The sequence below is a fragment of the Chryseobacterium hagamense genome, assembly GCF_007991455.1.
Lineage (GTDB): Bacteria > Bacteroidota > Bacteroidia > Flavobacteriales > Weeksellaceae > Chryseobacterium > Chryseobacterium hagamense.
The window spans coordinates 1-13,332 of the sequence record NZ_BJYJ01000029.1; the positions used below are offsets into that span (position 1 = coordinate 1).

Consider the following 13,332-nt stretch of genomic DNA (forward strand, 5'->3'; position numbering starts at 1 on the left):
GGCTCCGAAATTGGTGATTCCCTGTGAAACCCCGGCAATCAGATTTGACAAAAATCCGATCGGATCCGCGACGATTGCCATGACGGCGCTTACGGCTCCGGAAAGTAATTCGGTAAGCGTTTTCCGGATTTCCATGATCGTTTTCGCTACTCCCACCGTGGCATCCTCTACCGCTGCCAGGAATCCACGGTTGCGTTTCTTGATATCGGCAATCAGCTCGTCCACTTCCTTCAATGCATTGTTGTACTTGCTTGCCAGTGAATCGATGAGTGAGGATTCTTTATCACTGATGGAACTCTCAAGCTCCTTAAACTGCCCCTGGATGGCGTCGATATCCCCTTTAACGGCTTTCCTTACATCCGCCGGAAGGTTTTTAATAAAGGAAACCACTTTCTGGCGTCCGGCAGTAATGGAAGCTTTGGCGGCATTCAGCCGGGTGGTGACCAGTTCTGCAATTTTCGTGATCACGCCGTCCATTGCGGTCATAAAATGATCCTTGCCCTGTTTATAATACTTGTCTACCTCGTCCGGCAGTTTTTTATTCCAGGCATCTTCGATCCGGTTGCCGTAGCCGCGGACATCATACCATTCGCCATAGCGTCTGGCTTTGTATGCTTCCAGTTTTTGGGTGACTTCCTTCTCAAAAGCATCTTTGGCTTTTTTGGCACCGTCGTCAAATAACTGGGCGACTTTGGTTTCCAGATCACCCAGTTGCCCGTCTACCGTTTTTTTCGTCTCTGCATAAATGGCATTCAGCTTATCGACCACTTCCTGGTGTTTAGCCGTATTTTTCTCACCGGCTTTGTGCTGTTTGTTCGTTACGCTGTCCAGCAATCCTTTCCTGCTCTGGTGCATTCCGTCCATCGTGCTGTTGGTTTTGCCCTGAGCTTCACGTTTGGACGCCTCCAGTTTTTTGCTTTCAGCATTTCTAAATTCTCCGGGCGCCTGCTCTGCATGGGCCTTGGCCGCTTTTTTGGCATTCAGGGCATTGATGAAATCCGGCTCATTCGATTTGGCGAGCTGTTCATCGGTGATGTGATTCTTGGCAAACTGCTGCTCAACGGATTTATAGCTTTTAGCAATGGGCTGGCTTAATTCGGAGTCGCCCCGTTTAGGCGGCATGGCCTCCGTTGCTCTGATGGTGACCTTGGAACCAATTTTCGGATCAGGCAAAGCTATTGCCGTACGCAGTGCAACTTTCGTCTCATCGGGTTGTTGCCTGGCAACCGTTTCAATGCCTCCCGTAACGCTGTTTTTGGAAACCATGACATCGTGTTTAATCAATCCGTTGACGGCGTTGATGTTATTCCGATTCTTAAAGTTTTCCGCATCTCCCTGTTTTGCCGGCAAATTAATACTCTTGATTTTGTCCCTTAATTTTACCTTGAAACCGGATGCGCTGAAAGAACCGGTCCTCTGCTGGTCCAGCTTTTCTACCTGCCGGCCCTTTGCCTGCGATTTCCGTTCTCCGGCGGGTACGGCAGCAGCGGCATTGGCATGGGTTTCCGCTTTTTCTTTTGTCGCGTGAGCCCGTTTTGCTTTTGCCGTAGTCTTAACCAAACCGACGGTCTGGTTAAAATTCGGGTCACTGTTGGAACTCGTCGGTGTTGTTCTTACGGTATCTTCCTGGATTTCGGGAAGGGCAAATCCTTCATCCATCCCGGATTCCGCTGCAATATCCGCTGCAGGACTGATTTCGACCGGAGCATCTGATCCGGAAGCTGCCGGAACTTCCGCTTCGGAGGTGCTTTTACCCGCCTGGTAAGCCGCCGCCTGCTCCTCTAAGGTCTTGGGCAGGTACGTTCCGTTTTTCAGGTTGTGGTAATCCCGGATCTGGCTGATGCTCAAGGTGGAGATATAGCTTTTCTCCAGCTTTTTAGTCTCGGGATGATTGATGTCTCCGGTTTCCGCCAGGCTTTCCTGAAGCTTGCCGTACCGGATTTCGGCACCTTTGTCGTAAATGGTCCTTGAACCGTGCACCGGGGCGATGGTTCCGTTCAGGTTCATCCTGTTGGAATAAGGGCTGGCCGATCCGGCCGTTACGACGGTACTTTCCGGTTTCTGAGTTTGTAAATTGGCAACTTCGGTGACCGGCAGGGGCACCACCACCGGCTTTTCGGGCTTCTGTTTCTTGCCCGGGCCGTGAGGATTAATGCTGCCTTTATGTAAAGGTTGTGCTGCTTCCATGGATTGGATGTTTTTAATTTTAAATTTGGGTTAAAATACCTGTAAAATACCGTGGACGTGCTTTACAGGCTGCCTTCAGGATCCGGAACACCGGACTTACTTTTATGAAGGGTTTAAAAAAAATAAACCCGGAGCGGTATCGGCTTTGTGATGAGAAACACGCGTGCCTGCCAGCTCCGGGCCTCGTTCTCATGTTTAGTTTTCAGGGTTAAATTTCGTACTTTTCCGCAGGAACCGCCAGCTTTTTTCCGGTATGATTCTGTAGCTGCAGTAAGGTGTTTCCTACGATTTTTTTATATTAGCGTGAATTCGACCGTATCAACATCATATTCAGCTTATTATTTAATTTAAAAATAAATATGAGACTGATTTAGTCAGGATTTTGATTAATACTCACCGCGCAGGAACAAATACATGGTTTATGCTTCTGATAGGATTTTATCCTATCCTGTAATAAGCAATCCCTTCGGGATTTTAAAACAATATAAACCAGATCTTGGTTTTTAGGCTATTTATTCAGGATTAAGTAAGAATTTTTCCTGATTGAATGGCAAAATGTTTTGTTTGATCATCAAGATCTTTCATTATATTTTTACAGGAGAAACTTCCGGCATCCCTCTTCTCTCTTCCAGCCTTTATAGTACGGTTTGTACCTCGAATTCGCGTTATATTAGCGTCAGCTCTTTAGCATTTAATTTGTTTTCAATCATTTAACAAAAAAAACTGAAAAATCAGGAAGCTGATCAGGGGTTTAGAAGAGAAGTTTATCCTTTACAGAATTCAAACAGGATCATTTGATTAGGTAAAGCTGTTTCTGCTTCGGATTCAGGTCAGACCAGTGATTCCAGCATCCGGATCAGTTCAGGCTGCGGGTGGACATCCGATTTATCGGGCCTGAAGGAGACATGTGCCCAGATGCCGCTTTCGCCGCCCAGTGCCCTTTTGTTAAATTCAAACATGATATTTCCTTTGTACTTCAGGGAAATGCCGTACTGCTTGCCCCAGTAGACCAGAAGTTCTTTCAGGGAAGCGATCTGGGCATCGGTATACTTTTCGTAGAACCGGTACCCCCTGAACTCCTTTTCATATTTTACCACATTTTTTGCGGCGACTTCCTGGCCGGAGAACGAATAATATTTTGAATCTTTAAAGGTCAGGCCTCCCCAGCTGTCGAGTTCGATGCCGATAAACTCCTTATTCCTTTGGGTATTCATTTCAGGAAGCCCGAATTGTGCGAAATGCGCTTTTTTGATTCCGAGATGATGTGCCCAGTACTTGGATGAAAACAGCTGATGGATTCCGCCGTCCCTGGCAATGATGATGGGCGTCGCCACCCGCTCGGCCGTGGATTTCCACCAGTTGATGTCCCCTTCCACCGAATCTCCCGACACCGTATGGTGCAGTACGATGCCTTTCTTTGCGGTAACTTCCCGGTAATACTGGTTTTCGGGAAAACTGTGACTGATGATGTTCATGATTTTTATTATTAATTTTATTTTAAACGGGATCGTCTTTTTTTTCCTCCTCACCGGCAGCCGGCCGGGTTGTCTTCACGCCGTACCGGCCTTCGATGTAGAGGCTTACCGCTCTTTCGATCCATTCCGGCAGGTTGGTGGTAATCATCTTCAGGAATTTATCGTACCCGTAGCCGAGTACAAACAATATGCCTGTGGAATACCATTTGTCGTGAAGGTCGGCCCTGCTCATGACGTAACTCATGGTAAACCCGACGATCATGACGATGGCCAGTGTGACGAAGTGTTCCCAGAGCTGTTTCTTCTCTTTATTCTGTATTGAGATCAATACTCTTAACAGCCCTCCGGAGAATGCGATGGCAGTTCCGATAAAAAGGGCTTTTATACTATCCAAACTCATTCTTTCCTATATTTTAAGCATTTTCAGAAGTTCAGTCATGCTCCAGCATATACAGACCGTCTAAAAATTTTTTGCTGTTCAGGATATTTTCACCTTCACTGATATAGGCAAGCTCGTCGATCAGTTCGCTGATCTCTTTACGGGGCTTCTGCAGTTTCTCTTTATTTTTTTTGTTTTTTCTTTTTTTCATGGTTATTAAATGGATATGGTGGTTATTGTTTTTACCCAGTCGGATCGATGCTCCTGTCATCAGGAGCAGGAAATTTTTAGCCTTTTACCTGACAGCAGCAGACCAAAAGAAAAACGGGGATTACCTTCTTAAGATAACGGCAGATTTAAATTCGGGAGCGATGTCGGGTACAGCCTTTAATCGTTTTGGTACGGGATTGTCTCCCGTACGGAGCAGCGCAATTACCCTGGCGGTCTATTCTGCCCATTGTGCGTTGATGTCTTCAGCAAATAAAACGAAACGGCCTTTGTCCGGTTTAAAAAGAAGAATCATTGATGCTTTTATAAAGCTCGGCGCTGATGATTACAGCGGAAATTTTTTTAATGGCAGCAAAGGCGTTTCGTTTATCAGCTGTTATGTAAGGAAAAAGGAGATCAATTCAGATATCGCTTCAATAGCCGGAAGGATTTTCGATTTAAGATCTATGATTTCCGGATTTGGTTTATTGAATTCCGGCCATGAAGCGATTTCATTATTTTTAATTATTTATACTATAAAAACCTGCTTAATCCTGGACGATAATATTATAAATCGTTCTTTCCGACAGGAACAGCATTTCCGTAAGTTCCGTCACGATGACTTTCATCTGTTTGTCCTGATTGCGTTTTACATAATCGTTGACAAAATCTTTTCTTTTTTCTGTTAATTCTTTACTTCGTTTCATTTTCTTTAAGGTTAAAAGTTATTTTTTTTATCATCCGGCCGGCAGCCTTTCCTTTATCGTTTTTATTATGGAATAAGTCCGTAAAAGATCTGCAAAGGCAGATATTCCGGCCTCCGGAGGATGATATGAATTTGTTTTTTTTGATTTTCCAGAAGCCGGCCAGGGATTCTCAGGCCAAAAATGGCCGGCCGTTTTTTCTGAATTCCGTTTTAATCGATAAACATGCTGATGGCTGAGAACCGGAGACCCATTAATCATCTCACCGTTTATTACGTTCGCTCAATAAATGAAGCATCGGAGCCGGCTGTTCCTTTAGGTATCTGAAAGACATCTTCCAATTGGTCTTCTATCGGGATACGAACAAAAATTATTTAACAGGGCTTCAAAAACCGCACTTTTTACTTTTATTAATTGCTCTTTTTGTATGGCAGGGTACCGTCTGATACAAAAATTTAAATTCCTGCCGCAAGTACAGCTTGTTATATTTAATTTTAACTTTTCGGTTATGTTTCGCTTTCAGGCTTATAGAAAGGAATTAATTATTATAACTTCATAAAATTATCAATATAATTTGTTATATTTGTGCAGATATTTCTTATCAACGAGACAAATATACGAACAATGTTCGTATTTATGAAATAAAAACAGAAAAATTTTACGTCTTTTTTTATAAATAACGATAAATCGATCAAAATGACCCATTTAGAATTCAAACAGATCAGGAAACAGCTCCATATGAAACAGGCGGAAATTGCAGAAGCGATCGGAGTCGGTACGAGGGCGGTGCAGTACTGGGAAAAAGGCGAGCGGAAAATACCGGAGACGACAGCTTATTTTGTAAAGAACCTGCTGGAAGAACAGGAGCGCAAAATGAAGAACAGTGCCTCGCCCGTGGTATTTTCTGAATTAAAAGTAATGTATGTCCCGCTGGCGAACCAGTATGCACAGGCCGGTTACCTGAACGGATTTGCGGACGAAGAATATATGGAAAGCCTTCCGGTGATCCCTTTTACCGATGATGTGGAGCACCGCGGCGAATATATGTGTTTTGAAGTAAAAGGCGACAGTATGGACGACGGTTCGTACGAAAGCTACCTGGAAGGCGACATTATCTTATGCCGGAATATCCGTCAGGACTACTGGAGGAGCAGGCTGCATTATGACAAATGGGATTTTGTGATCGTACACAAAGAAAAAGGCATCCTGGTCAAGCGCATCATCAAACACGATGTGGAAAAAGGCATCATTACCCTTCACTCCCTGAATGAATATTATGATGATTTTGAAATCCATCTGGATGATGTCGCGAAACTGTTCAATATCATCAGTACCAGGCGGAAAAACAACAGGAGATAATCCGGCTGCTGTTTTCGGGTGAATAAAAATCCTCAATTTGATTGAGGATTTTGTTGATTCCAAAGATCATTACAGGATCAGAAGATGTTATTAAACAATGTTTTACTGAAAGAAATCTGTTCCCAATGCATAATTTACCTTTGATTCTACCCGGAAAGCAAAAATCCTTGTGGTTCCGGAAGCCGGTCCGATGTCCTGGGAATTTAAAGCTTTCAGATCTGATGCTGTAGGATTCATTCCGTTTACCGTACCGGTGATACCTGTCGTACTGCAGGTAAACATGCTCCCTTCTGTTTTGCCATTGGTTCCGCTTTTTGTCAGAACGGTTGTAAATTCGATGTAATCACCGACTTTGGCTTCAAACGATTCCCATTTTTCAATTGGATTATTATAGTCTGCGTTTGGGGTATCGCTCATTACCATTTTCACTCCGTTTTTTTTGATTGAAAATTCAACGTCACTGTTCAGATCGTTTCCGTTACGAATATTTTTAGCATGGTTATAAAATATGGTTCTCTTTTCTCCTTTACAATCCCCTATTTTAAAAGGTTCTGAAGCGGTAGCCGTTACGCCTCCGACCGTAAGCTCCACTTCCAGATCATAATTGCCGGGAGCCTGGATTTGCGGAAGCGCTATCACAGCATCCGGATCCACAGCAATGGTGCTGGTAGGGTATCCCGGTCCGATAATCCTGTAAGATGCACTTGAATTTGCACCGGTTACCGGCACAGAGGAAGTATAATCTATTTTAAATAAAATCTCGCATTGTGCTGCTGCCATTGTATTATTTTTTATCGTTACTATTATTTTAATAAAACCGGAGGACCCTGCAGTTCAGGCTGCAAAAATACCCTCCGGTATTGCAGATGACCGATTGTTTACCGGACTATGGAAACTTTTACTCTTTTAGTATCAAATGCACCGGTAGCAATATCAATTGCCATAAATTGAAATTCATAAATTCCTGCTGATAAATTTGAAACAACAACAGTTGGCTTATTGCTTTCCGAAAGTGATAATTTTTCATCATTATTACTATAGGTCTGGAACCAGGAATAATCAAAATCATTTGCTCCTGAAGCCCAGCCTTTCAGTTCAAAAAGCTCATTGGCAGAAAGATAAATTGTTCTCTCATCACTCTCCACAAAAGCACTTACCTTGTTCTGCACCGTCCCCTCACAACAGTTTCCGGAAGGAAAACCGATACTGTTTATCACAACGGAAGGAGCAGCCGGCGGATTATACCAGGTATTACCGATAATGATTTCCTGAATGCAATTCCCGTTACTCACCTTTACTTTTATGACAGGAATTCCAGTCTTGTCAAGATTAGTGAGGGTATAAATAAGGTTTCCGTCTCCATCCGGCGGGATTGTTGTAAAGTTTCCGTTTTCCAGAAAATCCCAGCTGTAACTGTAATTTTTAAAACCAGGTTCGGAAACAAGGAAGTGAACCGTTGTTGAAGATGATCCGTTCCCCGGATAGTCCACTTTAGTCACGTCAATTTTCACCTGAGGTTTCGTCATCACTTTAATACTGCAGTTGGTCGCTTGCCCGTTTACAGTAAAAGTAATGAGCTGACCGTGCAGACTTTTATCGATCAGTTTCGGGTTAAAAGTATATTTTCCGTTTTCGAATTTTACCCCTCCGCCGGCACTGGCTTCTACAATTCCTCCTGCAGGCGATACGTTGAAAGGGATCGCTTCAGAATCCGAGCAGATCTCCGCAACCGGCAGACTGAGTTGTGTCAGTTCTTTATACCAATCTCTGACCGACACCTCCTGAGTACATCCGCTGCCTTCAATTTTTACTTTTATCGTCGGAATTCTTGCCGGGTTTACATCATATAAAGTGTACTTCAGACGGCCTTCATCATCGGGACTCAGTGTAACAAAGCTGCCGTTGTCCAGAAAATCCCAGTGGTAAGTATAGTTTTTAAAATTTTCACCGGAAACCAGCATCACGACGGTAGTCGCACTTGAATTTCCTTCAGGATAGAAGACATAATCAACTTTTACTTCAATGTCAGGTTGTGCGGTCACTTTGATCGTGCAGCCGGTAGGTTTGCCATTTACCGTAAAAGCAATCAGCTGACCGTGCAGGCTTTCGTCCAGTTCCCTGGGATCAAAGAAATACTTTCCGTCGATCAGCACAACTCCGGTTTTTTCCGAATCTACGACAGCCTTCACCATCCCGCCTACAGGGAGCACGGTAAAAGGAATCGGTGCGGCTTCTGCACAGATAACGGAAGCCGGCAAACTTAAACCGGCATCAATTTTCGGAGTACAGCAGATATAAGGGATTGAAAAATCGGCAATGATGCCGGTTTCTCTGCCATTATGCTCATAGATCATGACAAAGGTGCCGCCCCGCCCGACTCCCCGCTTGTGTTCCAGTCCGGGATGCTTTCCGACATATTCGTTGAAATAGGCTTTAAACAGATCTTTGTTATCCCTTAATTCCCCGAAAGACAGAAGCATAATATCGAATCCGAGCTGATGCCTGTCCCTTAATTCCTTCAGCTGCCCGTAAGCTTCGTCACGGGACATTCCCTGATGGCCTTCTATGTTATAAAAGGTATTTTTATCGATATTGAACCCAACAGGATTTTGGATGTGTCCGGCAGATGACAGCAAGGAAGTATCATAAGCCAGGTTTTCACCGGACAACCGGCGGGCTGCTTTACTGAAATTCCAGACTTTTAAAAACTCCGGCGTTATCTGATAATAAAAGGGTATGGCTTTACGACCCAAAGGGCCTGACTTCCGAGAAGGGGTAATTTTAATTCCCTCTCCTTCCTGCAGTTCCGGATACTTAAAATTCTGTACCTGCTGCGCAAATCGATTGAGTAAAACTTTTACCTGAAGGGTTTCTTTATCATCATCAAGAACAGGCGAATTGTAAAACCGGTGCCTGTATTTATCCAGCTGAATATCCGATCCTAATTTTCCGAGCATGACATGTTTCGGGAAAGATTCCAGGTCCGGAAAACCGATGGTGAACGATTTGGGAAGCACTCGGATGATTTCTGAACAGGTATCCGAAAGATCTTTCAATACATCATAAGCATATTGGAAACCTGTGTTCTGCTGGAGAACCTGTTTTAATAAACTTGTAAATTCCACATGATCGACTGCAGGAAGGCCTATGAATTGGGAAATGGTATTGATTTTTTTAAAAACAGAAGCTCCGTATCCGCTTTTTTCCATCGCACGGAGGTAAAGATCCTTCAGATGGGACGTATCAAATTGTGCTTCAGCCCCCTGCTCCAGCAGAAGTCTTTCGATGATTACCCGTTCCTGTTTCTCTGCTTCCAGAATATCTTTTACAAATAAAGCATGAGGCCGGATCCTGTCTTTTTCCAGAATATGATCGATTCCGCTTTTGGTGGCAGCCAGGATTTTCAGGTTCCGGATCTGCTGCACCCCATGATTGTCACAATCGACTCCCCGGCAGGGCTTCACTTCTTTTTCATAACTTTCCAGGTACAGCAGCAGGTATTTATCTTCCGGATCCGGAAGATTACCTATGGGTTGGGTACCGGAACCGGCCTCCTGCACAGGGATTAATTCCCAGAGTTCGATCTGGCTTCCGTCGTCTTTTTTGAAGGCAGGATATTGCGCCTTGAAATCGTCATATTTTTTAAAGTGGGTATAATCTTTATTTTGAAGATCAATCGTTCTAAGATCACTCACATAAAGATCTTCACCCGCCTTGCCGGCATCTTTCAGGGTAAGCAAATCCCCGTCGGTAGTAACTGCCGCTCCCTGAGAAAGCTGCATGTTGCTTAAAAGCCCGTTCTTATAGATCAGATTAGGTTTAAGCCCACATACAATCCCTACTCCCTGAAGCATAATCCTGGATAAACGGTCATGGTCTTCAAAAAAATCCAGGAACTCATTGAACTGCGTATGCTCTATATATTGTCCTTTACTGAATTTACGGTATTGCGTAGATACCTCATCCAATTTCCGGTACTGATTATTTGATTGGTTATTCATTATTATTCATTTTTAATGATTCATTAAAGTTTAATATACTCCACAGACCCTATTAAGGCCCGTGGAGCCATTACTAAACCATTTCTCCTTATTGAACTATTTTCTTGTTTCTCCTGTACAAGGATTGATGGATAAGAAATTATTCTGCGGATAATCATCATAAATCGGAACCTGGCTGTCTGCAAGGAAGATCTGGGTCCAGGCAACACCGGTATGGCACCCGCGCTGCAATGCACATTCCAGAGAGAAGGATATAAACCCGTCCGGAGATAAGGCGGCGATCTGCTGCGCTTCATCCTGAGAGATAATAATTTCACTTGCACGATCGTATCCCGTATAATTAGACGGATATCCTTTAGGGAAATTCTTCCGGTCATCAGGTCCCCCTGCATTATTCAAAGATACATTTCCATTAGAGCTACCCCCGATGGTCAATCCGTTTCCTTTTAAATTAAAGACTGCTGCATTACAGGTATGGTTTCCGTTTTCCTTTGCATGGATATACTGAATAAGGATTCTCATCCCCGTTAAACAGGCAATGGTAGATTGTCCGACCAACGTTAACGGTTTTAATTTGTAAACCGTACTGCATCCGTTCCTGTTGGTCACGGTGAGCGTCGGGTTGAAAGTATCTTCCTGGCCGGCAATAAGCTTGTAAATATGGGTTTTCTTATGGGTTGGCGTCTCGTTCTGAATAATCTGGCTGCCGTCGTCGAAATTCCATGTAAAGAGAAGACCGGCAAGATCTCCGGCTACATCGAATTCCACTTTTGCATCCGGATTGGTGGTATTCGGATTGGTCGTAGGTGCTTCATACGTTACGGTACCGGATGTCACAGAGGTTATTTCAGGGTTTTTGTTGACGGTCATCTGGGTGTCCACCGCATCACCGTTCACTGTAAACATTACCGTCTGCTCCAAAGCATTTGCAGGAACTAAGCCCGGATCAAAATAACTCTGGCCTGCCGATTGGGTAACAGCTGCTATCTGAACCCCGTTCACAAAGGCTTTTACTTCGCCGTTGGCAGGAATGACGGTCATGGCAACCGGAGCATCTTTCTGACAGAGCTTGCCGTTCGGCAAGATCAGGGACACAGGTTCTTTCTTGGAGCAGCACAGGTATGGCAACGAGAAGTCGGCAAGCACCCGGTTATCGGCTTCCGAAGCATAGATCAGAACAAAAGTTCCGCCCGGTTCCACACCGGCCATATGTTCCAGTCCTGATTTTCTTTCTAAAAATTCTTTCAGCAGTTCACTCACCACATCTTCTTTTTTAGGATCCTGCTTCACTACGGTTACCCCTTCGCCTTCTTTGGAAAACTCCGCTTTGTTCAGTAACCTCAGCTTTTCGTCCAATCTGGAAATGGTAAGCAAAGTGCTATCCGAATCGTTTTTCCGGTTGCTGATATCGCCGGAAATGGCCGACAACTGTTTTCTGAGATCGTCAATAGACACGGTTTCTTCCTTACGCGGAGGCTCCCCTTCTGTTTTGGTTCCTTTATCCAGTACCAGGGCAATGGCATCGAAAGCCAGGCCGTATTTTGTTTTCAGATCATTGATGTTCTGAAGCGCCGTTTTGTAAGGTAACCCCAGATGTCCTTCGATCCTGTAGAAATCGTTATCGTCGATCGTGTAATCCAACGGATTCTGGATGAAGTCTGCGGCTGCCAGATTACCGGTATGATAGCTCAGGTTATAGGTTTCCCGGTCGGTTTTTGCTTTTTCGAAATTCCATTTATTGAGTAACGGCTGATCGACATTGTAGTAATAAGGAATTGCCTTATCCCCTAACCGCACCTGAAGATGGGAAGGGGTAATTTTTACAGGCCCTCTGTAGGACTGGAATGCTTTTACTTTCTGTACGAAACGGCTGGCCAGCATAATTACCCTTTCGTAATTTTCATCCTCATTTGTAGTTACCGGCGAGTGGTAAAAAGCATGACGGTACGGCGTTCGTGCGCCAAGCTCCTGAGACGGGCCTACCGTGCCCAGCATCAGATGCTTAGGAAAGGAAGCAATATCCGGGCAGCATTCTGCATTCAGATGCAACAGCAGGTCTTTTATTTCATTGTAGGTATCAATAAGGTCCTTCAGCAGGTCGTAGCGGTACTGGTAATCTTCCAGGTTTGAAGCAACGGGTTTTAAAACCGATTTTATCTTTTTGATCAGATCTTCTCCTCTCAGGTCGGGGCTAATGTTGAAGGTTTCTGCAATGGCATTGAAACCGTTACAGAATTCCGTTACTTCACCGATCGCATCCTGAAACAGAGTCTTCAGGTTTCCTGCGGTAGCAATACCGGAATTCAGGATTACCCTTTTGGCCTCGATGGCCGGCAGATTATCAAAAAGATTCTGATAGCGGTTATGAAGCCTGTAAAGACTGTCTTTTGCATCCCCTCCGGAAAAAAGTTTTTCAACCGATTTCGAACCGGCCAGCAATACCTTCAGGTCGGAAACCTGCTCGGCACCGGTATTGTCGCAGTCGGCATCCTGGCATGGGGTCTCTTCGTTGGAATAACTTTCCAGATACAGGAATACCACCTGGTCTCTGAGATTGGCTATTTCTTTAGTGCTTTTTACAGAACTTTTGTCTTTCAGCGCATTATATTCTGCGTCTGTAAGCAATTCTAAAAGAGGAACCTGCTTATCACTGATCTTAAAATGATCATAACCGGCCACATCTTTATATTCCCTGTAGTAAGTGTAACGCTCACCGGTGAAGTCGATTTTCACTTCTGAAGCGGTGCCGCCCTTCCGGCGCAGGGTGATCAGGTCTCCGTCGGTGGTTACGCCGGCTCCCTGGGTGATAACGATGGCACCGCCATCCTGCGAAATATCCGGGTCTACGAAAGCTACCTGGAATCCGCAGGCAATACCTACTCCGCTCAGGCGGGTTCTTGACATCCGGTCCTGGTCTTCGAAATAGTCGATAAACTCATTTAACTGCCCTTCCGTCAATGCCTGGTTTTCGTTGAACTTCCGGTACTGGGTGGTTATATTATTTAATTTAGTATTCATTA

9 protein-coding genes are annotated in these 13,332 nt (G+C 44.4%); 1 reads left to right on the top strand and 8 read right to left on the bottom strand.

Annotated elements, in window-relative coordinates; genetic code table 11:
- The 5 genes from CHA01nite_RS17280 to CHA01nite_RS20575 all read right to left on the bottom strand — a co-directional run.
- A partial coding sequence (locus CHA01nite_RS17280) for a phage tail family protein (RefSeq protein ID WP_146943669.1) occupies positions 1 to 2,187 on the bottom strand: 2,187 nt, incomplete at its 3' end.
- Positions 2,188 to 3,017: 830 nt separating this feature from the next.
- The gene (locus tag CHA01nite_RS17285; protein ID WP_146943671.1) at positions 3,018 to 3,662 is read right to left on the bottom strand and encodes an N-acetylmuramoyl-L-alanine amidase; all 645 of its coding nucleotides are present in this window, start codon (positions 3,660 to 3,662) and stop codon (positions 3,018 to 3,020) included.
- A 22-nt stretch (positions 3,663 to 3,684) separates the two neighbouring features.
- Positions 3,685 to 4,062 carry a hypothetical protein gene (locus CHA01nite_RS17290; protein WP_146943673.1) on the bottom strand — a complete coding sequence of 126 codons (378 nt, stop codon included), beginning with the start codon at positions 4,060 to 4,062 and terminating at the stop codon, positions 3,685 to 3,687.
- A gap of 31 nt (positions 4,063 to 4,093) precedes the next feature.
- Positions 4,094 to 4,252, bottom strand: coding sequence for a hypothetical protein (locus CHA01nite_RS20570; protein ID WP_170234763.1), 159 nt, complete (start codon positions 4,250 to 4,252; stop codon positions 4,094 to 4,096).
- A gap of 544 nt (positions 4,253 to 4,796) precedes the next feature.
- Complete coding sequence (locus CHA01nite_RS20575) at positions 4,797 to 4,955, bottom strand: hypothetical protein (protein ID WP_170234764.1); 159 nt, start codon at positions 4,953 to 4,955, stop codon at positions 4,797 to 4,799.
- 693 nt (positions 4,956 to 5,648) lie between these two features.
- Between CHA01nite_RS20575 and CHA01nite_RS17295 the strand changes: the two genes are divergently transcribed.
- The gene (locus tag CHA01nite_RS17295; RefSeq protein WP_146943675.1) at positions 5,649 to 6,311 is read left to right on the top strand and encodes a S24 family peptidase; all 663 of its coding nucleotides are present in this window, start codon (positions 5,649 to 5,651) and stop codon (positions 6,309 to 6,311) included.
- A 102-nt stretch (positions 6,312 to 6,413) separates the two neighbouring features.
- Here CHA01nite_RS17295 and CHA01nite_RS17300 read toward each other — a convergent pair whose 3' ends face one another.
- The 3 genes from CHA01nite_RS17300 to CHA01nite_RS17310 all read right to left on the bottom strand — a co-directional run bounded on the left by CHA01nite_RS17300 (position 6,414) and on the right by CHA01nite_RS17310 (position 13,330).
- The gene (locus CHA01nite_RS17300) at positions 6,414 to 7,091 is read right to left on the bottom strand and encodes a hypothetical protein (RefSeq protein WP_146943677.1); all 678 of its coding nucleotides are present in this window, start codon (positions 7,089 to 7,091) and stop codon (positions 6,414 to 6,416) included.
- Positions 7,092 to 7,189: 98 nt separating this feature from the next.
- On the bottom strand, positions 7,190 to 10,312 hold the full coding sequence (locus CHA01nite_RS17305; RefSeq protein ID WP_146943679.1) for a hypothetical protein: 3,123 nt from the start codon (positions 10,310 to 10,312) through the stop codon (positions 7,190 to 7,192).
- A gap of 96 nt (positions 10,313 to 10,408) precedes the next feature.
- Entirely contained in the window at positions 10,409 to 13,330 is a 2,922-nt protein-coding gene (locus tag CHA01nite_RS17310; RefSeq protein ID WP_146943681.1) for a PKD domain-containing protein, read from the bottom strand.
- Positions 13,331 to 13,332 lie beyond the last annotated feature (2 nt).